Raw genomic sequence first — 20,927 nt, 5'->3', positions numbered from 1 at the left:
CCCGGCTGGCGGCCCAAGGCCGGGGGCGCTACCATCGCTGTACCGTCGGCACTGGCTGGCGATGATCAGGCGCCCATGAGGCGCCAAGGCCACATGGATTTCAAACAGATATACGCCTTTGTATGGGTTGCGGAATTAGGTAGCTTCCGTGCCGCCGCCGAGAAGCTGCATACGACGCAGCCTACGATCTCACAGCGCATCGCGGGGCTCGAAACCGAAATGGGGGTGCGCCTGTTTGAACGCAGTGCGCGTGGGATAAAGCTCACTGAAAAGGGCCAGGAACTGTTGTCGCATGCCCAGCGCATGCTGGAGCTGCGCAATGAAATGCTGAAAGTGGCACAAACGCGCGACACAGTGCGCGGCACCCTGCGGCTGGGCAGCTCAGAAACGCTGGTGCATACCTGGCTGCCGCATTTTATCGACGCGTTGCACCATAAGTACCCGGCGCTCACCGTAGACCTGCAAGTGGACACCACGCACGCGCTGCGCAACCAGCTCGCATCGCATCAGATCGACTTGGCCTTTATTGTTGGCCCGACACAGGATCCACGCGAACGCGACCTGCACCTGTGCGACTATGCGCTGGCCTGGGTCGCCAGCCCGGGCCTGAAGATGCATGGCCGGCGCGTCCGGGTGTCGGAACTGGGCAAATACCCCATCATCACCTATCCGTCCGTCAGCCTTCCCTATCAGTCGGCGAAGGCGCTGCTGCTGGAGGCAGGGGTGAAATCGCCCCGGTTGTATGGCACGGCATCGCTGAGCACCATTGTGTACATGACACGACGCGGCATTGGGCCCAGCGTGATTGCCCCGGCAGTGGTAGAAGAGCTCATCGAGGAAGGCAAGCTCTGCGTGCTGGACGTGGACCGCACGCCGGCGCCGCTGGGCTTTTATGCCTGTTGGGTAGACACGCCCGATAGCCGGACGGTACGCACCGTTGCCATGGTGGCGCAGCGCATTGCCCGCAAGATGGCGAGCAACAAGGGTTAACACGGATATAAGCCAACCCTATCACCCCACATGAGAACTTACAATTGGACAAGCATGGCGGGATGCGATGGAATCACACTAGATTCCATGCACTGATCACACATGCTGGTCCACTGATCGCCAACACCGCTTAGCCGGCAGATCAGCGCGATCGCACCTGCCACAATCAGTGCTGTGCACTTTGCGAGGTGACGCTATGCCAGCCACATCCCCCCAGGCCAACCCCCTGCATGCGCTCGCTGCGCATGCAGCCCAGGCCCGTGCCGCCATACGGCGCGGCGACTACACCGGTCCAACCGCCGGCCTAGCACCAGGATGCGTGCAAGCCAACCTCATGATTTTGCCCAAAGCGCTGGCAGATGAATTTCTGCTGTTCTGTCAGCGCAATCCCAAACCCTGTCCCCTGCTTGCTGTGTCCGCCCCGGGCGATCCGCATCTGCCCACGCTTGGCGCCGATATCGATATCCGCACCGACATCCCGCGCTACCGGGTGTGGCACAACGGCGAACTCGCCAACGAACCCACCGACCTGCGCGCTGTCTGGCGCGACGACTTGGTATCCTTCCTGATCGGTTGTTCATTTTCGTTCGAAGAAGCGTTGTTGGCCGATGGCATCGATGTACGCCATATCAGCCAGGGCTGCAATGTGCCCATGTATCGCACCAATATTCCCACGGCATCCACGCCGGCGCTGAGCGGCCCGCTGGTGGTCTCCATGCGCCCGTTCAAGGCGGCCGACGCGATACGCGCCATCCAGATCACCAGCCGCTTTCCGTCCGTACATGGCGCGCCCGTGCATATCGGCGACCCGGCCTTGATTGGCATTGCCGACATCAACAAGCCCGACTACGGCGACGCGGTCCAGATCCGCGCCGGCGAAATCCCCGTTTTCTGGGCTTGCGGTGTGACGCCGCAGGCAGTGATCAGTCAGGTCAGGCCCGCATTCAGCATCACCCATGCGCCCGGCCATATGCTGATCACCGACATGAGCAACAGCCGTCTGGCCACCTTCTAATCCCCAGCCGGGCATAGCCTGGCGGTACTCCAAGCAGTGACATACCTCCAACAACATCTACGTGGGCATCGCAGCCCCTTCAGGAGAACACAATGAAACGCTCGTTCATGACCACCTTTGCCGCCGGCGCATTGATCCTGTCCGCGGGCGCATACGCCCAGGAAAAGGTTGACGGGCTGCCCAAGACCCAGCTTCAGGTTGTGGGCGGGTTGAGCAACCTGACCGCCTACCAGAATTTCGAGCAGCCGTTCTGGACCAAGACGGTGCCGGAACTCTCCAACGGCCAGGTCACCGCGACGATCAAGGGTTTCAATGAAATGGGCCTGAAAGGGCCCGAGATCCTGCGCCTCATCGGCCAGGGCGTGGTGCCTATCGGCACGGCCACGATGTCGTACTTTGCCACCGACAACCCCATGAACGAGGCCATCGACCTGGCCGGTATCGCGCCCGACGTTAAGGTTGCGCGCAAGATCACCGAAGCCTTCGAACCCGTGTTTGCCAAATACTATGCGGGCAACAACGTCAAAGTGCTTGGCTTTTCACCCTATCCTGCCCAGGTGCTGTTCTGCAATGCCAAGATCGCCAGCCTGAACGACCTCAAGGGCAAAAAGGTGCGCACTAGCAGTCGTACCCAGGCGGAGTTCATTCAGGCACTGGGCGGCACCAGCGTCACGCTGCCCTTTGGCGAAGTCGTCCCCGCGCTGCAGAACGGCGTCGTTAACTGTGCCATCACCGGCTCCATGTCGGGCTACTCGGCAAAGTGGTACGAGGTCAGTACCCACCTCGTCAAGCTGCCCATCAACTGGAACCAGCAGATTCACGCCGCCAATATGGGCTATTGGAACAAGCTGGATCCCAAGGTGCAGGATTTTCTGCAGAAGAACATCGGTGTCATGATCGACAAGATCTGGGATGCGGCCGCGCAGGAAACCCAGCAGGGCTATGACTGCAATACCGGCGCCGCAGCCTGCACGCTGCCCGTGAAAGGCAAGATGACGCTGGTCGAACCCTCGGATGCGGACCGTGAATTGCTGAAGAAAATCACGGCCGACACCATCGTGCCGCAGTGGGCGGCGCGATGCTCCGCCGATTGCGTGAAAGAGTGGAATGCCACCGTTGGCAAAGTACTGAACGTTACGGCATCCAAGTAAACAGCGGGGTCACGGGCGGCGCCAGGGAGCGCGCCCCCCTGCGGGCGCCCCCATGTCCGTGGGGGCGCCCCTATAACGCCCCTGAACGCGCCCATTTAACCTTGATAGCGAGGTCTATCGTGAACGCAAGTTTTTCTGATCCCGGCGTGCTGGGCCGCCTGCTGGCGGCGGCCACCTCGCTGTCGCGCGCGGCCATCTGGGCCGCCGGCGCACTGACACTGGTCAGCGCGCTCTACATCACGGTGGATGTCCTGCTGCGCAAGTTTTCCCCCTATGGGCTGGGCGGTTCGGACGAACTGTCCGGCTACGCCTTCGCCATCAGCATTTCCTGGGCGCTGTCCTTCGCCACCCTCGATCGCGCCAACATCCGCATTGATGCGCTGTATCAGCACCTTCCCACCCGCATCTGCGCCATCCTCGACTGGCTGGCTCTGGTCGGGCTGGCAGTGTTCATTGCCTACGTCACACGTTACGCAAGCGGTGTGGCGATGCTCTCGTGGGACAATAACGCCGCCGCCAACACCATACTGGCCACACCGCTGTGGATACCCCAATTCATCTGGGTCGCGGGGTTGATCTGGCTGTGCATTGTGCTGGCCCTGATGTTGCTGCGCGCATCGATTGCGATGGTGCGCGGCGATATCGCCACCGTGCGCGCCGTTGCCGGGATGCGTTCGATTGAAGAAGAGGCCAAGGAAGAAGCCGAAGCGGGCGCCCGCATGGTTCGAGGGGATGCATCATGATCGCAACCTCCCTCATCCTGCTGCTGGTGCTGCTGGGCGCCAGTATCCCGGTCGGTGCCGCGCTGGGCGTGCTGGGCCTGATCATGGATCCGCTCTACTCCATGCTGCCGCTCACGCGGGCTATTGGCGAAGTGTCGTGGTCCACCAGCAATGAGTTCCTCCTGGTGTCGATTCCGCTGTTCGTCATGCTGGGCGAAATCCTGCTGCGCTCCGGGCTCGCCGAGCGTATGTACGGGGCCATGAGCCTGTGGCTGTCGTGGCTGCCCGGTGGGCTGATGCATGCCAACATCGGTGCCAGCGCACTGTTCGCCGCCACGTCGGGCTCCAGCGTGGCCACTGCCGCAACAGTCGGTACGGTGGCCATCCCGCAAATCCAGAAGAAGGGCTATAACGAATCGCTCTTCCTGGGCAGCCTGGCCGCTGGCGGCACGCTGGGCATACTTATTCCGCCTTCGATCAACCTCATCATCTACGGCGTACTCACCAACACCTCGGTACCGCGGCTCTATCTGGCAGGGATTATCCCCGGCCTGCTCATGGCAGCGCTATTCATGGCCGCCATCGCCATCGCCTGCGTCGCCAAGCCCGCATGGGGCGGCGAACGCACCCGCGCAAGCTGGGGCGAACGCATCGCCAGCCTGGTGCACCTCTTGCCACCGTTGTTTATTTTTCTGCTGGTAGTGGGGTCGATCTACGCCGGCCTCGCAACGCCGACCGAAGCGGCCGCACTGGGCGTGTCTGGTGCGCTGATCCTGGCCGCCTTTGCCCGGCGCCTCACGCTGCGCATGCTGCGCGAGGTATTCGAAGGTACGATGAAAGCCACTGCCATGATTATGTTGATCGTGATCGGCGCGGCCTTCCTGAACTTCATCATGTCCGCCACCGGCCTGACCACAGCGATCACCAACTCGATCACCGGGCTGAACGTCTCGCCCATGACTATGCTGCTCATCATGGTGGTGTTCTACCTGGTGCTCGGCTGCTTCATGGAAACGCTGTCGATGATGATCACCACCATCCCCATCGTTACCCCGATCATGGTGGCCCTGGGGTTCGATCCCATCTGGCTGGGGATTGTCATCATCATCATGGTCGAGGCAGCGCTGATCACCCCGCCCGTGGGCCTGAACCTGTTCGTGGTGCAGAGCCTGCGCACCAGCGGCAGCATGAACGCCGTCATGAAAGGCGCCCTGCCTTTTGTAGTGATGATGCTGCTGATGGTGCTGATTTTGGCACTCGTTCCCGGCTTGGCGCTGTGGCTGCCCACCGTGGTGACGCTGTAACCGAGGCATTCTGTTTTCCGGCCGCGTGACGCACCGCGCGGCGCCGTCTTTTTGGAGTCTTTAAGATGAAACTGCAGTTTCAGGTGCCCGCCAACGACGCGGCCGCCAGTACGATCAATGTCGACATCGATACCCTGATCATCGCAGGCTGGGCCGGCCGCGACCGGGATGCCATCGAACACCACATCCAGGAACTGGCCGAACTGGGCGTGCCGCGCCCCAGCGCAGTGCCCCTGTTCTACCAGGTGGCTGCCAATCAGCTCATCCAGAGCGAACAGGTACAGGTGGTGGGCGCCGAGTCCTCTGGCGAGGCCGAGGCATTTGTATTTACCCATAGCGGGCATATGTATGTGAGCCTTGCGTCCGACCATACAGATCGCAAACTCGAAGCGCACAGTGTGGCGCTGTCCAAGCAGTTGTGCATCAAGCCCGTGGCAACCGAAGCCTGGACGCTGGACAGCGTTGCCGACCATTGGGACCAACTTATCCTGCGCGCGTGGATCGAAGAAGGTGGCAAACAGGTGCTGTACCAGGAAGGGCCGATGTCGCAGTTGCGCCCTCCTCTGGAGCTGATCCGCGCCCGCTTTGGCAGCGACGTCCTGCCCGAGGGCCACGGCATGACGTGCGGCACTGTCACCGTGCAAGGCGGCATCCGTCCTGCGGCGGTCTTCACGATGGAACTGCACGACCCCGTTCTGGGCCGCAGCATCCGCCATCGCTACACACAGGAAATCCTGCCCGAAATTGCATGAGCCTATCGGGTCGTATCGCGCCCCTGGTGATCACGCGCCCTGTCGCCCAAGGTCGCAAGGCGGGACCATGCAACACTGCCGCGCCGAACGCGTGTCTTCTATATAGAGTGAGCGGGCCGAGTCCGGCCCGCTCACCGTATCCGAACGAATCCGACAACCAACCGGAGAGCCAGTTCTTATGCTTCCCACGATCCAAGCCCTGCAAACATCGCTGAACAATGGCGAAACAAGCGCCACCACCCTCACCGAGTCAGCCCTGAGGCGTATCGAAGACACGGCTGGCGAAGGCGCCCGCGCCTTTACCCAGGTGTATCGCGAACAGGCGCTGGCTGCCGCACGCGCCTCCGATACGCTGCGCGCGGCCGGCTTGGCGCGATCGCCGCTGGAAGGGTTGCCCGTCTCGGTGAAAGACCTCTTTGACGTCGCGGGCCAGGAAACCTGGTCGGGCTCCACCGTGCTGCGCGGGTCAGCACCCGCCGCCAGCAACGCCCCCATCGTGCAGCGCCTGCTCGCGGCCGGCGCCATCGTTGTGGGCAAGACCAACATGACGGAGTTCGCTTTCTCCGGCCTGGGCATTAACCCGCACTATGGCACGCCCAGCTCGCCCTGGGACCGCGCCACCGGGCGCATACCCGGCGGCTCATCCTCAGGCGCGGGCGTCGCGGTGGCTGACGGCATGTCTGTCGTGTCTATCGGCACCGACACGGGCGGCTCAGTGCGCATCCCGTCGGCCTTTTGCGGCCTGACCGGCTTCAAGCCGACGGCTCGCCGGGTGCCGTCACAAGGCGCGGTGCCGCTGTCGTTCTCGCTGGATTCCATTGGCCCACTGGGTGCATCGGTAGACTGCTGCGCCATCACCGATGCCATTCTGGCGGGCCAGCCATGGCCGGGCTCCACCGCGCCTGCAGTCGAATCCCCCGGGGCCGGCGGGCTGCGCCTGGCCGTGCCCAAGAATGTCGTGCTCGACGGGGCTGATGACGCCGTCCGTGCCGCCTTCGACCGGGCGCTGCAGGTATTGCGCGACCACGGTGCGCAGATCGAATACGTCACCATCCCGGAGTTCGATGAACTTGCCGACATCAACCGCAAAGGCGGCCTGGTTTGCGCCGAAGCATGGGCCTGGCACCAGAGGCTGCTGGCACGCGCGGAAGGCGAATACGATCCGCGTGTGGCCTCGCGCATCCTGCGTGGGCGCGACATGACCGCCGCCGACTACATCGAAGTGATGCAGGTGCGCCCCCGCTGGGCAGCCAGCGTTGCCCACCGGCTGACCCGCTTTGATGCAATGCTGCTGCCCACTGTGCCCGTGGTGGCGCCCGCCATCGCCACGCTGAAGGCAACCGACGAAGCCTATTTCGCCGCCAATGGCCTGATATTGCGCAACCCCACGCTGATCAACTTCCTGGACGGCTGTGCCCTGTCGCTGCCCTGCCACGCCTCCGACGAAGCGCCTGTGGGCCTGATGGTGGCTGGGCCGGCCATGGCCGATGCCCGCATTCTGCAAGCCGGCCGGGAGATCGAACAAGCGCTGACAACGGTGCGGCAGACCGGAACAACCTTGTGAGTTGCGCAGCCCTTGGCGGGCGCCGGTTGTGCGGGCTGCCCGAGCGGCCTGCACGGCGTGAGGGGATGATGGTAGAGAAACGTAATAAGCGCGGCAATGACGTAACAATAATTTACAATTAGGCAATTCAACGCCAGCCTCTCGGCTCATCCTTGCACGAATGGGCGCGGATGCTTGGCACAAGCGGCTTCCCGGTGGGAGGCCGCTTTTTTATTCAAACCCAGGCCATAGACACGTGAAAAAATCAAGCCTGAAATGCACTTGCCTGACCTCAATCCTGTCACTACAATTAGTGTTCAAAACCACAAAAACCACAATATATAGTGGTGTAGGCAAGCAGTTCTACGTCTATCACCCAGTCAGCAGTACGCATTCTGCCTGATTCCGCCAACCAGAAACTCCCGGCGCCCCGCGCGCCACCGATCGCTCCAGGAGCCTGCATGCAAACCACCTCGACCGAGATCCTGCCTCAGTCCGCGCCCGTATCGTCCGCCAACGGCGGTCCCTCCGCGGCCACCGGCAATCAGTGGGCCAATTTCAATATCATCCGCCGCAACGGCGCCGTGGTCGGCTTTGCTCCCGGCAAAATCACCGTGGCCGTAACTAAAGCCTTTCTCGCCGTCAACGGCGGCCAGGGCGCAGCCTCCGCGCGTGTGCGCGAACTCGTCGAATCGCTGACGGCGCAGGTCGTCAACGCGCTGGTGCGCAACCGGCCCGGCGGCGGCACCTTCCATATCGAAGACGTGCAGGATCAAGTCGAACTGGCTCTGATGCGCTCGGGTGAGCACGACGTGGCGCGCGCCTATGTGCTGTACCGCGAAAAGCGCTCCCAGGAGCGCGCGGCCGCCGCCCCCGCAACCCAGCCCGCCGAGCCTCACCCCACGCTCAATGTCGTCGAAAACGGCGTGCGCCGCCCGCTCGACCTTGGCCGCCTGCGCACCACGGTCACCGAAGCGGCAGCCAATCTGCCCCACGACATCGACGTCCAGGGCATCATGGACGAAACCATCAAGAACCTGTACGACGGCGTTCCGGCCGAAGAGGTGTTCAAGTCGGCCATTCTGGCCGCCCGCGCACTGGTCGAGACTGACCCATCCTACAGTCAGGTCACCGCGCGCCTGCTGCTGCACACGATCCGCAAAGAAGTGCTGGGCGAGGAAGTCGAGCAGTCGCAGATGACTACCCGCTACGCAGAATACTTCCCTGTCTTCATCCAGACCGGCATCGAGAACGAACTGCTCGACAGCAAGCTGGCCGACTTCGACCTGGCCCGCCTCGGCGCCGCCCTGAAGGCCGACCGCGACCAGCAGTTCAATTACCTAGGCCTGCAAACCCTGTACGACCGCTATTTCCTGCATGTGCGGGGCCGCCGCATCGAGCTGCCGCAAGTGTTCTTCATGCGCGTGGCCATGGGCCTGGCGCTGAATGAAACCGACCGCGAAGCGCGTGCCATCGAGTTCTACGAGATCCTGTCCTCGTTCGACTTCATGAGCTCCACGCCCACGCTGTTCAACTCTGGCACCCTGCATTCGCAACTGTCGTCGTGCTACCTCACCACGGTTTCCGACGACCTGGCCGGCATCTACGACGCCATCAAAGAAAACGCACTGCTGGCCAAATATGCCGGCGGCCTGGGCAACGACTGGACACCCGTTCGCGCACTGCGCAGCCACATCAAGGGCACCAACGGCGAAAGCCAGGGCGTCGTGCCTTTCCTCAAGGTGGTGAACGACACTGCCGTGGCGGTGAACCAGGGCGGCAAGCGCAAAGGCGCCGTCTGCGCCTACCTCGAAACCTGGCACCTGGACATCGAAGAGTTTCTCGAGCTGCGCAAAAATACCGGCGACGAGCGCCGCCGCACGCACGACATGAACACCGCCAACTGGATTCCCGACCTGTTCATGAAACGCGTCATGGAAAACGGCGAGTGGACGCTGTTCTCGCCGTCCGACTGCCCCGACCTGCACGACAAATACGGCAAGGCTTTCGAAGAGGCCTACACCGGCTACGAAGCCAAGGTCGCCAGCGGCGAACTCACTCTGTTCAAGAGGCTCCCCGCCATCCAGTTGTGGCGCAAGATGCTGTCCATGCTGTTCGAAACCGGCCACCCCTGGATCACGTTCAAGGACGCCTGCAACATCCGCTCTCCACAACAGCACGTGGGCGTGGTGCACAGCTCCAACCTCTGCACCGAGATCACGCTGAACACGAACGAGTCCGAGATCGCGGTGTGCAACCTGGGTTCGGTCAACCTGGCGGCGCACCTGAAGCAGAACGCGGACGGCAGCTACGAACTGGATCACGCCAAGCTCGAGCGCACGGTTTCCACAGCCATGCGCATGCTCGATAACGTGATCGACATCAACTACTACGCCGTCGAGAAAGCCCGCAACGCCAATATGCGCCACCGCCCCGTCGGCATGGGCGTCATGGGCTTCCAGGATTGCCTGCTGATGATGCGTGTTCCGTTTGCCTCCCAAGAGGCGGTCGCGTTCTCCGACACCTCGATGGAAGCGCTGTGCTATTACGCCTATCTGGCCTCCAGCAAGCTCGCGGCCGAGCGCGGCACCTACGAAAGCTTCAAGGGTTCGCTGTGGGATCGCGGCATCCTTCCGCAAGACACCTTGGCCATGGTGCGCGAAGCGCGCGGCGGCTATCTGGACGTTGACAGCAGCAGCACGATGGACTGGGACGCCCTGCGCGCCCACATCGCCCAGCACGGCATGCGCAACTCCAACTGCGTAGCCATCGCGCCCACGGCCACCATCTCGAACATCATCGGGGTGGCGCCTTGCATCGAGCCCAACTACCGCAACCTATACGTCAAGTCCAACCTGTCGGGCGAATTCACCGTCGTCAACGACTACCTGGTACGCGATCTCAAGGCCCGCAATCTCTGGGATGAAGTCATGGTCGCCGACCTGAAGTACTTCGACGGCAGCCTGGCCCGCATCGACCGTATCCCCGAAGACCTGCGCCGTCTGTATGCAACGGCCTTCGAGATCGACCCGACCTGGGTGGTCGAGTGCGCCGCTCGCCGCTCCAAGTGGATCGACCAGGCACAATCGCTCAACATCTTCATGGCCGGCGTATCGGGCAAGAAGCTGGACGACATCTACAAACTGGCGTGGGTGCGCGGCCTCAAAACCACTTACTACCTGCGCTCAATGGGCGCCACCAATGCCGAGAAGTCCACAGGCCGCGGCGGCGAACTCAATGCCGTGCCCACCGGCAACGGCGCCGCCGGCTTTGCCGCCGGTGCTGCGCTCGCGCCTACGCTGCCCGAACCTGAAGTCGTTGGCGCAGTGTGCACCATGCGCCCCGGCGACGAAGGCTTCGAAGAATGCGAGGCCTGCCAATAAGTCGCGTACAGACATCGTGCGAAACCGGCCGGCCAGCAAACAGCTCTTAATAAGAGCACGACGCAGGCCAGCCAGCGCACAGTGCTCATCATGCCAGCACACCGCGTGCCGCAAGGCGCGCGGCCTCATTGCCACAGGAAAGAATTATGTTGAATTGGGACGACACCCCCGCCACCCAACCCGCCGCACCCGCGGCCAGCCAAGGCGGCCTGCCCGGCCTGGATACAGCCATTGCCGCGCCCTCCTCGCACGAGTCCGATAACACCGCTGGCGCAGACAAGCCCAGCCGCGTCCGCGCCGCCGACAAGCGCATCATCAACGGCACGACCGACGTCAACCAACTCGTACCGTTCAAGTACAAATGGGCCTGGGAAAAATATCTCGCCACGTGCGCCAACCACTGGATGCCGCAAGAGATCAACATGTCGCGCGACATCGCGCTATGGAAGAACCCCAACGGGCTCACCGAAGACGAGCGCCGCATCGTCAAGCGCAACCTCGGCTTCTTCGTGACGGCCGATTCGCTGGCCGCCAACAACATCGTGCTCGGCACGTACCGCCACATCACCGCCCCCGAAGCGCGCCAGTTCCTGTTGCGGCAGGCGTTCGAAGAGGCCATCCATACACACGCCTATCAATACATCGTCGAGAGTCTCGACCTCGACGAAGGCGAGATCTTCAACGCCTACAACGAGGTCCCGTCCATCCGCGCCAAGGATGAATTCCTGATCCCGTTCATCGATGCCATCGCCGACCCGGAATTCAAGACAGGCACGCTGGAAGCCGACCAGGCATTGCTGCGTTCGCTGATTGTTTTCGCATGCCTGATGGAAGGTTTGTTCTTCTATGTTGGTTTTACGCAAATCCTTGCGCTGGGCCGACAGAACAAAATGACGGGTGCCGCCGAGCAGTACATGTATATCCTGCGCGATGAATCCATGCACTGCAATTTCGGCATTGATCTCATCAACACGATCAAACTGGAGAACCCGCATCTATGGACGCCAGCGTTCCGCGAAGAGATCCGCGCGCTCTTCAAAACCGCTGTAGACCTTGAATATGCTTACGCTGAAGACACCATGCCGCGCGGCGTGCTCGGTTTGAACGCGTCGATGTTCAAGTCTTATCTGCGCTTCATCGCCAATCGCCGTTGCCAACAAATCGGCATTGAACCGCTCTTCGGCCAAGAAGAAAATCCATTCCCATGGATGGCTGAGATGATCGATCTGAAGAAAGAACGCAACTTTTTTGAGACACGCGTCATCGAATATCAGACCGGTGGGGCACTTAGCTGGGAATAATGCTTGGTTGACAAGCGAAGCTACGTTAGACTCTAGGCGTGCAACGCACAGCAAGTGCGTTGCACGCCTTGCGCCATTTGAGATGGGTCGCATCCTGTAGTGGGGGCCATATCAAATGGGTGGACGTACTCTTCGACTCGATCTCAAGGAGCATTACTATGGCAACAGCCAAGAAGGCCGTGAAGAAAGCGGCAACCAAGAAAGCTGCAACCGCCAAGAAAGCAACACCCGCCAAAAAAGCCGTCGTCAAAAAAACCGTAGCCGCCAAGAAGGCAGCACCCGCAAAGAAAACGACAGCAGTAGCGAAGAAAGCGGCCGCCAAGAAAACCACCGCGACCAAATCTCCCGCCAAGAAAGCAGCCGTAGCCAAGAAGGCAACGGTCAAGAAAGTCGCTGCCAAGAAAGCTGTCGCCAAAAAAGCAGTCGCCAAAAAAGCCGTCGCAAAGAAAGCAGTCGCCAAGAAGGCAGTTGCAAAAAAAGCGGTAGCAAAGAAGGCACCGGCCAAGAAAGTGGCAGTCAAGAAAACCGCTACCAAGGCAGCAGCCGCCAAGAAAACGGTCGCCAAAAAAGCCGTAGCCAAGAAGGCGCCAGCAAAGAAGGCAGTCGCCAAGAAAGCACCGGCCAAGAAAGCTGCTGCCAAGAAGGCAGTCGCCAAGAAGGCACCGGCCAAAAAGGCCGCCGCAAAGAAAGCGGTAGCCACAAAGGCGCCGGCCAAGGCAGCATCGGCAGCCAAGAAAGCACCCGCCAAGCGTGCGCCAAAGAAGGCAAGCGTCAAGGCAGCAGCCCAGGCCAGCAAAGAAGCAACGCCCGCGCCCGAAGCCAAGCAAACCATCAACCCCGCTGCATCGTGGCCCTTCCCTACAGGTGGCCGCCCCTGATCGGCCGAAACACAAGGCGCGCAACCTGCATGTCGCGCGCCTTGTCACACGCCGCATCGCGCAGCACCCGCTTGCCCGGCCCAACGCCGGGCATTTTTATTGTCGCCGCCGATTTCTCTGTCGGGCCATGCATGCGACAATGATCCGTTAGACACTCTCCACGCCTTGCCATGTTCCGAGACGTCACGCAATTTCTCACCCAGATCATTTTTTCACTGTTCGGTATCGCGCTGATCCTGCGTGCCTGGCTGTATGCCATACGCCTGCATCCGTTCAATCCGTATTCGCAAACAGTGCTTCGCATCACCGACTGGATCGTGCAACCCGCGCGCCGCGTCATCCCCACCAGCAACAAAATAGATTGGCCCAGCCTGGTGTGCTGTTGGCTTGTGGCGTTGCTCTCATTGCTGATCGAGGCCGCATTGGTATTCGGGCCACCGGCAGCCCTCCATCTGTTGTTGCCCACGAGCATCGCCGCCCTGGTTACCATGGCCAAATGGGCCTTCAATGTGCTGCTGTGGGTGGTGCTGATCCAGGCAGTGCTGTCGTGGGTAAACCCACTGGCGCCGGTAATGCCTGTGCTGCATACGCTTACCGCCCCGCTGCTCGACCCCATACGCCGCATCATGCCCAACCTCGGTGGCATCGACCTTTCGCCATTGGTGCTACTGGTGCTGGCGCAGGTGGCCATGATGGTACTGCAGCGCATAACGTATTCGCTGGTGGCCTTCTGAGTAGATCATCCGCAAAAAAAAGCAGCCCGTTACCGGGCTGCTTTTGCTATGGGCTGATGCGGACAAGGTTTACATTGGCACGACACGCGTAGGGCCGTTACCGCTAACCAAACGCACGCGCTGGCCGGGCGCAATCTGCACATCAGCCTCTTGGGCAACAACGCGGGTTTCACCGTTGTCGAGGCGCACGGTGATTTCAAGCCCTTGCCGTTGGCCTGTGCGGTTTTCGACTGCGTTGCCAGCTACCGCGCCCAAAACGCTGCCGCCGATAGCGCCCAACACACTGCCACGGCCGCTGCCAATATAGCTGCCGGCCACACCGCCCAGAGCGCCACCCGCGAGCCCGCCGAAGCCACTCGGTTTGTCATTCTGGATGGTGACAGGCCGCACGGATTCCACCGTACCCTGACGCACGATCTGCTCGCGCTGCGCCTGGTCGAATGAATACACGGATGACGATGCGCTTTGATTGGCGCAGCCCGCCATGATGACGAGCGTTGAGGCCAAGGCGGCCAGCGCCATTGCCCTGCCCACACGGCTGCCAGGTAGACGCGAATAAGTGGTGCTCATGTGTGACTCCTTAAAACCCGGCAAGACTGATGCCGTAATGCTGCTGCAGTGCGGTGTTGATGTCTGCGCGCGAAGGATTGTGGTTCTGCGGCCCTTTCGCGGCGATTTTAAAACTGCCCATCAGGTTCGCCAAGCGGCATGCGTCCAGCATACTCCAGTTCTGCGTGAGGCCATACAGCAGCCCCGCGCGATGGGCATCGCCGCAACCGGTAGGGTCCAGCACCTGCTCGGGCAACACCGGAGGCACATGGGTGACCTTGCCGTGCGCGTACAGCGTAGCACCCTTGGCCCCCTGCGTCACAACCGCCGCGCGCAGCGTGTCAGCGATCTGCTGGATGGATCGACCCGTGCGTTTCTCGACCACGCTGGCTTCGTAGTTGTTGGCCGTGAATACGTCCGCCATACCCAGCATTTCATTCAGCTCATCGCCGTTGAACAAAGGCATGGCCTGCCCCAGATCAAAGACAAACGGGATTCCCTGGGCCTTGAGCCGCCGCGCATGCGCAAACATACCGTCCTTGGCGTCGGGCGCCACAATGCCCCATACGGCCTTCTGTCCCGTCAGATCATTTTCGGCCGACCGTATCATGGCACCTGGGTGAAATGAGGCGATCTGGTTGTCGTCCAGGTCCGTCGTGATGAAGCATTGAGGCGTATACATGTCGTCCAGCATACGCACCATGCTGGTGTCTATCCCCATGCTGCGCATACGCTCCAGGTAGTCGGCCGCATCGGCGCCCACCATGCCAACCGGCACTGGGTTCCCGCCCAGCAACCGCAGGTTGTAGGCAATGTTGCCTGCGCAGCCGCCATATTCTTTGCGCAGCGTGGGCACAAAAAACGACACGCTGAGCGACTGTATGCTGTCGGGAAGGAAATGCTCCTTGAAGCGCCCTTCGAAGACGGCAATGGTGTCGAAGGCAATAGAGCCGCAAATCAGAACCCGGTCTGTCATGTCATCCCTTGGAGTGATTGTCCTGAAACAAGAAACGTAGCCGGCCGCGCCGGCAAGCAAGCTTGCCTGGCCCGCGTCTACTGGAAGAATTTTTCGAGCTGATAGCCATTGACCTTGCGGCCGTTGAGTAGCAGCGGCAGCCGCACAGTGATCTCGCTGGATGCGCCGAAAGGCTGATCCTGCATCTCTGGCGGCAAATAGGCATCGGATGCCAGGTTCTTGCGCACAACCATGGCACCCGCCGCATCGGTGAGCGTCAGCACAATAGTGGGCCACTCTTGTGGTTTGCGCAGCGTATTGCGCAACGTGAACGTCAGCAACATGTCGCCGCCTGGGGCGGCTTCACCGGCCTGGGGCACAGTGCCGTCGACCAAACCGGCGCGCAGTGAAGAGCTGGTGATCGAGATGGCCGTGATGTCGCGGCTGTATGGCACGGCGCATGACAGCGCGTCGCAGGCCCGTTCGAGTGTGGGCCGCAGCATGGGCACGCTATTGGCCAACTGCGCGCGATATACATACACCAACTGCGCGGCAAGCAGCAGCGCGGCAAGCAGCACCAACAGTTGCCATACAAGCTGCATCAGGCCACTGGAGCGGCGGTAATGCGGAGTATCGAACCCCGCGTTGACGTCGGGCGCCTTGGGTTCCATGTAAAACCCCCGCTCGCCGGACACAGGGGCCGCGCTGAATACGGGTTCGGGTCGCGCATGAATTGGGCTGCCAACATGGAAATCCGGTTCGTCCATGGGCGCCGCAGGCTCGGACGGAATGCTGACAAATGGGCCGCCTTCGCCCCGGCTGCGCTGGCGCACGACACGGGGCGAAGGCCCGTCGGCGGTGAAGCCCGGTGCCGCCGCTTCCTGCCAAGCAGCCGGCTCCCGACCACCGGAGGTGGGTGCGTCGGGTGCCGCATCGCTGCCATCTTCCCCTGACACTACGGATTCATAGCCGTCGAAAATCGATGCACAGTTTATGCATCGAATATAGCCTTTGCGCAATTGAAGCTGCTCAAGGCTTGCGGGAAACGTTGTGCCGCAATTGGGGCAGCGCGTAGTCAGATCCATAGTGTTCAGCAGTTACAGGGCCTCACCCCCGCCGGCCGTGCAGGCACACCCAACCATCGCGGGCCTGCCAGACTTCAAGGGCTAGCCAGGGCGCGTACGCCTGCGCAACTTCGTGCGCCTGGCGCTCCAGTACGCCCGACAATACCAGGCGGCCACCAGGCGCAACGCGGTTCGAAAGCATCGGTGCCAACACCTTCAGCGGGTTGGAAAGAATATTTGCCACCACGACCTGGAACTGCCCGTCGGTCAGTTGATCCGGCAGCATAGCCTGTACCCGGGCCCGATTTACCTCTGCATTGTAACGGGTAGACAACACCGCTTGTTCGTCGATATCCACAGCCTGGGTATCGCCCGCGCCAAGCAGGCTGGCTGCGATTGCCAGAATGCCCGAGCCACAGCCATAGTCGAGCACGGTTTCAGCGTCGCCCAGGTTCTGCTCAAGCCACTCCAGGCAAAGATGTGTCGTGGGATGGCTGCCGGTGCCGAAGGCAAGGCCCGGATCAAGCTCAATCCGCAATTGCCCAGCGCCGGCATCATGTATCGGTGGCACATCAGGATTATCGCGGTGCCAGCTGGGCACAATCCAGATACGCTGCCCGATCTTGATAGGCTGAAACTGCGACTGCGTCAGGCGCACCCAATCGGCGTCAGGCACTTCACGCACCAACCAGTTGCCACTGCCGTAGGCGCTGAAACCACTGGCACATACCAGTTCGATCAGTTGGGCGGGATCTTGCCCATCGGGCAGCAGCGCCACGACGCGGTTGTTCTGCCACGCGTGCACTTCCGGTTCCAGGCCGGGCTCGCCGAACAAGGCCTGCTCGGCATCCGTGTCACTGTCTGCATCTTCAACCGACACAGACAGGGCGCCCGCGTCCATCAAGGCGTCGGACAACGCCTCGGCATCGGCTTCGGGACAAATCAGCACGAGTTCGCGCATGGTGGCTCCATCAAGAAAACAAAGGGGGCCAGGCCCCCTTTTTTGTGGGGGGCTGCCCCCCTCCCGCGTGCGGCGCGGGCTGCCGCGCACCTTAACTGGGGCGTTGCGACAGCTTGTGCTCGAGGTAATGAATGCTTGTGCCGCCTTCGACAAAGCGCGCATCCTGCAGCAGTTCGCGGTGCAGCGGAATGTTCGTCTTGACACCCTCGACGACCATTTCGGACAAGGCGATGTCCATGCGGGCAATGGCCTGCTGACGCGTATCGCCGTAGGTGATTACCTTGGCGATCATCGAGTCGTAGTTGGGCGGCACGGTATAGCCGGTGAACACATGGGACTCGACCCGCACCCCTGGGCCGCCGGGGGTGTGCCAGTTGGTGATGCGCCCCGGGCTGGGCATAAAATTGAACGGGTCTTCGGCGTTGATGCGGCATTCGATCGAATGGCCGTGCAGTTCGATATCGCGCTGACGCAGTGTGAACTTTTCGCCGGCGGCAACCAGAATCTGCTGTTGCACCAGGTCGATGCCCGTGATCATTTCGGTGATGGTATGTTCGACCTGAATGCGGGTGTTCATTTCAATGAAAAAGAACTCACCGTTTTCATACAGGAACTCGAACGTGCCGGCACCCCGGTACTGCATTTTGCGGCAGGCCTCGGCACAGCGTTCGCCAATACGCTCGATCAGGCGGCGCGGGATGCCCGGCGCCGGTGCCTCTTCGATCACTTTCTGGTGACGGCGCTGCATGGAGCAGTCGCGCTCACCCAGCCAAATCGCGTTGCGCCCGCCATCGGCCAATATCTGTATCTCGATGTGGCGCGGGTTTTCGAGGAATTTTTCGAGGTAGACCTCGGGGTTGTTGAATGCCGCGCCAGCCTCGTTGCGTGTCATGGCAACGGCGGTAATCAATGCTGCTTCGGTGTACACCACACGCATGCCGCGCCCGCCGCCGCCGCCTGCCGCCTTGATGATCACCGGATAACCGACTTCGCGGGCAATGCGCAGGACTTCCTGAGGATCCTCAGGCAGCGCACCTTCGGAGCCCGGCACAACCGGCACGCCTGCCTCTATCATGGCGTGCTTGGCACTGACCTTATCGCCCATGACGCGGATGGATTCCGGGCGTGGCCCGATGAACACAAAACCGCTTTTCTCGACGCGTTCGGCGAAGTCGGCGTTTTCAGCCAGGAAGCCGTAGCCCGGATGTATGGCTTCGGCGTCGGTGACTTCGGCGGCGGAAATAATAGCGGGCATGTTCAGGTAGCTATCGCGTGCCGGCGCAGGCCCGATACATACCGACTCATCGGCCAGGCGTACGTACTTGGCATCGCGATCGGCCTCGGAGTGCACAACCACTGTCTTGATGCCCATTTCGCGGCAGGCACGCTGCACGCGCAGCGCGATCTCGCCCCGGTTGGCTATGAGAATTTTCTCGAACATGGTTTAGCCGATCACAAACAGGGGTTGGCCGTATTCGACGGGCTCGCCGTTCTCGACCAGGATTTCCTTGATGACGCCGCCCTTGTCAGCTTCAATCTCATTGAGCAGCTTCATGGCTTCGATGATACACAGTGCGTCGCCTTCTTTGACCGACTGGCCCACTTCGACAAAGGGCGCCGCGCCGGGGTTGGGCGCGCGGTAGAACGTGCCGACCATGGGCGACTTGATGACATGGCCAGCTGGCTTGGCCGGCTCAGCCGCCGCGGCGGCAGGTGCGGCGGCCGACGCAGGCGCCTGGACAGCCACAGGTGCCGGGTCTGCCGCATAGGCGACAGGTTGCGCCACTTGCGAAAATTTGACGATGCGTACCTTGCCGTCGCCTTCGGTGATTTCAAGCTCGGCGATGCCGGAATCGGCAACAAGATCAATCAGGGTTTTGAGTTTTCGTAGGTCCATACCAGCTTCCCATGTACTGCAACGCGGCGTCTTCGCGGCGCAGGGGGTTGATCGTAAAAAATGCGGGTGTCGAAGTAAGGCCGGCCTTACGTGGCCAGGACGTAACGCAGGGCGGCTTCGTAGCCGTAGCCGCCCAGCCCCGCCACCACACCCTGTGCCTTGGCGGACAGGAAGGAGTGATGACGGAAGGTTTCCCGCTTGTAGACGTTAGAGAGATGAACTTCGATAAAGGGAATATCGACTGCTGACAGCGCGTCGGCAATGGCCACGCTGGTGTGCGTATAGGCGGCGGCGTTGATGATGATGAAATCGGTGCCATCGCGGCCCGCGGCTTGGATGCGATCGACCAGAGCACCTTCGTGGTTGCTCTGGAACGCCTCGCAGTGAGCCCCGGAATCTTGGGCCAGCGCCTGCAAGCGAGCATTGATGTCGGCCAGTGTCTGGCTGCCATAAATGCCCGGTTCGCGAGTACCGAGCAGATTGAGGTTGGGGCCGTGCAAGACCAGGATGTGTTGCGCCATTGCGAACGTGTTATGAAGACAGACCGCCTTTTTACGCTAAATGACCGTATTTGTCCATAAAAGCGGTTCACCGCATTGCACAGAATGAAAAATATTTAATCTGGTTACAAAATCCACGTACGCAAAAACAGTGATGCACGCACGGAAACTGGCCCTCAGACCATGCCGGCCAACAATGCGTCGAGCACTTCGGGCTTGACCTGCCCAAGATATTCTTTGGCCGGCTGCCCCTGTGCATCGAATACCACTGTAAACGGCAGCCCGCCTTTGCTGTTGCCCAGCTCGCGCATGATAGCGATACCGCCATGGCCGGCGATGAGCAAGGGGTAGCTGACCTGCACCTTGTCGCCAAACTTACGCACATTGGCCGCAGTGTCGACCGCCAAGCCGACGATGTTAACACCGGGATATTTGCTGTGCAGGGTATCGAGATCGGGCATTTCTTTGACACAGGGCGGGCACCAGGTGGCCCAGAAGTTAAGCACCAGGGGCTTGCCCAAGTATTCAGTAATCGGTACCTGCTTGTCGGCAAGATTGGCAAACGCACGGCCATAAAAAGGATGCGGGGCAGCAGCCCGCGCCGGTCGTGACGCCACCATGAGGCCCGTGGCGGGCACAATCAAGACAGCCGCGGCGGCGGCGCTGTGCTGCAGGAAATGTCGCCGATTCATGGGAAGTGTAGTCAAAACAATAGCTTAGAACTGTTTGGCGATAAACACTCATCATAGCACCGCCAAGAATCCCGCTACTTAATCCGCCGCAGACACAACATACGAATCACCAGACTCTGGTGCAGGCTCCAGCAGCAATATCCATGGGCAGCTACGTAACAGGTAGACTGGCTAACAACAGCATTCCATGTGAGGGGCGCTGTGGCGGGGCAGGTTGGGCGCGCCTTGAGCTCGCCGTCAAATTCGCGTGCTTTCAGCGAAAAAGCGTGAGCGCCTGTTTGAGCTCCGTTGCCCCGCAGGGGCAAAAGGGCGAGTTCGCACACGCCGCTGAAAGCGCGTGAATTTGACGGGAACCCCGAAGGGGCGAGCGATCGAAGCGACCAGCCTGTCCCGCCACGGCGCGCCGGCTAAAGAACCTAAAACCGCTCACAGCGCCTGCGTGAGCTCCGTTCCACCAGCAGCATTCCACGTCAGGGATGCTGTGGCGGGGCAGGTTGGGCGCGCCTTGAGCCCGCCGCTGCGGCAGCCTCAGCGAG

19 protein-coding genes are annotated in these 20,927 nt (G+C 61.3%); 11 read left to right on the top strand and 8 right to left on the bottom strand.

The window, feature by feature from the left end; all coding sequences use genetic code 11:
- The first annotated feature begins 93 nt into the window (after nt 1–93).
- The 11 genes from LOL23_RS08725 (at nt 94) to LOL23_RS08675 (ending at nt 13,773) form a co-directional block, all read left to right on the top strand.
- Complete coding sequence (locus LOL23_RS08725; protein ID WP_160980480.1) at nt 94–990, top strand: LysR family transcriptional regulator; 897 nt, start codon at nt 94–96, stop codon at nt 988–990.
- Between the two features lie 196 nt (nt 991–1,186).
- On the top strand, nt 1,187–2,005 hold the full coding sequence (locus LOL23_RS08720; RefSeq protein WP_160980479.1) for a putative hydro-lyase: 819 nt from the start codon (nt 1,187–1,189) through the stop codon (nt 2,003–2,005).
- Between the two features lie 92 nt (nt 2,006–2,097).
- Nucleotides 2,098–3,156 carry a TRAP transporter substrate-binding protein gene (locus LOL23_RS08715; protein ID WP_160980478.1) on the top strand — a complete coding sequence of 353 codons (1,059 nt, stop codon included), beginning with the start codon at nt 2,098–2,100 and terminating at the stop codon, nt 3,154–3,156.
- A gap of 119 nt (nt 3,157–3,275) precedes the next feature.
- Entirely contained in the window at nt 3,276–3,899 is a 624-nt protein-coding gene (locus LOL23_RS08710) for a TRAP transporter small permease subunit (protein WP_237173480.1), read from the top strand.
- Nucleotides 3,896–5,182 carry a TRAP transporter large permease gene (locus tag LOL23_RS08705; RefSeq protein WP_160980476.1) on the top strand — a complete coding sequence of 429 codons (1,287 nt, stop codon included), beginning with the start codon at nt 3,896–3,898 and terminating at the stop codon, nt 5,180–5,182. Before LOL23_RS08710 ends, LOL23_RS08705 begins: the two co-directional genes overlap by 4 nt.
- A gap of 65 nt (nt 5,183–5,247) precedes the next feature.
- A complete protein-coding gene (locus tag LOL23_RS08700; RefSeq protein ID WP_160980475.1) occupies nt 5,248–5,934 on the top strand; it encodes a DUF2848 domain-containing protein in 687 nt (228 codons plus the stop codon).
- Nucleotides 5,935–6,112: 178 nt separating this feature from the next.
- Nucleotides 6,113–7,498, top strand: a complete 1,386-nt coding sequence (locus LOL23_RS08695) for an amidase (RefSeq protein ID WP_160980473.1) — start codon at nt 6,113–6,115, stop codon at nt 7,496–7,498.
- Between the two features lie 440 nt (nt 7,499–7,938).
- Complete coding sequence (locus LOL23_RS08690; protein ID WP_237173479.1) at nt 7,939–10,860, top strand: ribonucleoside-diphosphate reductase subunit alpha; 2,922 nt, start codon at nt 7,939–7,941, stop codon at nt 10,858–10,860.
- A gap of 146 nt (nt 10,861–11,006) precedes the next feature.
- Nucleotides 11,007–12,161, top strand: coding sequence for a ribonucleotide-diphosphate reductase subunit beta (locus LOL23_RS08685; RefSeq protein ID WP_160980469.1), 1,155 nt, complete (start codon nt 11,007–11,009; stop codon nt 12,159–12,161).
- Between the two features lie 158 nt (nt 12,162–12,319).
- The gene (locus tag LOL23_RS08680) at nt 12,320–13,039 is read left to right on the top strand and encodes a histone H1-like DNA-binding protein (RefSeq protein ID WP_237173478.1); all 720 of its coding nucleotides are present in this window, start codon (nt 12,320–12,322) and stop codon (nt 13,037–13,039) included.
- A 170-nt stretch (nt 13,040–13,209) separates the two neighbouring features.
- Entirely contained in the window at nt 13,210–13,773 is a 564-nt protein-coding gene (locus LOL23_RS08675; RefSeq protein WP_160980465.1) for a YggT family protein, read from the top strand.
- A 69-nt stretch (nt 13,774–13,842) separates the two neighbouring features.
- On the opposite strand, the gene LOL23_RS08670 is transcribed toward LOL23_RS08675, so the two are convergent.
- From LOL23_RS08670 to LOL23_RS08635, 8 genes are all read right to left on the bottom strand, one after another.
- Nucleotides 13,843–14,343 (bottom strand): outer membrane lipoprotein, encoded by a 501-nt coding sequence (locus LOL23_RS08670; protein WP_160980463.1) that lies wholly within the window; start codon nt 14,341–14,343, stop codon nt 13,843–13,845.
- Between the two features lie 10 nt (nt 14,344–14,353).
- Nucleotides 14,354–15,298, bottom strand: coding sequence for a carbohydrate kinase family protein (locus LOL23_RS08665; protein WP_160980461.1), 945 nt, complete (start codon nt 15,296–15,298; stop codon nt 14,354–14,356).
- Nucleotides 15,299–15,375: 77 nt separating this feature from the next.
- A complete protein-coding gene (locus tag LOL23_RS08660) occupies nt 15,376–16,362 on the bottom strand; it encodes a zinc-ribbon and DUF3426 domain-containing protein (RefSeq protein ID WP_160980670.1) in 987 nt (328 codons plus the stop codon).
- Nucleotides 16,363–16,384: 22 nt separating this feature from the next.
- Nucleotides 16,385–17,302, bottom strand: coding sequence for a 50S ribosomal protein L11 methyltransferase (gene prmA, locus LOL23_RS08655; RefSeq protein ID WP_160980459.1), 918 nt, complete (start codon nt 17,300–17,302; stop codon nt 16,385–16,387).
- A 91-nt stretch (nt 17,303–17,393) separates the two neighbouring features.
- Nucleotides 17,394–18,743: an acetyl-CoA carboxylase biotin carboxylase subunit gene (gene accC, locus LOL23_RS08650; protein ID WP_237173477.1), complete on the bottom strand. Its 1,350-nt coding sequence runs from the start codon at nt 18,741–18,743 to the stop codon at nt 17,394–17,396.
- A 3-nt stretch (nt 18,744–18,746) separates the two neighbouring features.
- On the bottom strand, nt 18,747–19,199 hold the full coding sequence (gene accB, locus LOL23_RS08645) for an acetyl-CoA carboxylase biotin carboxyl carrier protein (protein ID WP_160980455.1): 453 nt from the start codon (nt 19,197–19,199) through the stop codon (nt 18,747–18,749).
- 86 nt (nt 19,200–19,285) lie between these two features.
- Nucleotides 19,286–19,720, bottom strand: coding sequence for a type II 3-dehydroquinate dehydratase (gene aroQ, locus LOL23_RS08640; RefSeq protein WP_160980453.1), 435 nt, complete (start codon nt 19,718–19,720; stop codon nt 19,286–19,288).
- Between the two features lie 155 nt (nt 19,721–19,875).
- Nucleotides 19,876–20,406 carry a TlpA family protein disulfide reductase gene (locus LOL23_RS08635; protein WP_369414108.1) on the bottom strand — a complete coding sequence of 177 codons (531 nt, stop codon included), beginning with the start codon at nt 20,404–20,406 and terminating at the stop codon, nt 19,876–19,878.
- Nucleotides 20,407–20,927 lie beyond the last annotated feature (521 nt).

The organism is Paracandidimonas lactea, from assembly GCF_021653995.1.
GTDB lineage: Bacteria > Pseudomonadota > Gammaproteobacteria > Burkholderiales > Burkholderiaceae_B > Allopusillimonas > Allopusillimonas lactea.
The sequence above is the reverse complement of the archived record's forward strand: the minus strand, read 5'-3'. Positions and strand labels throughout refer to the sequence as shown.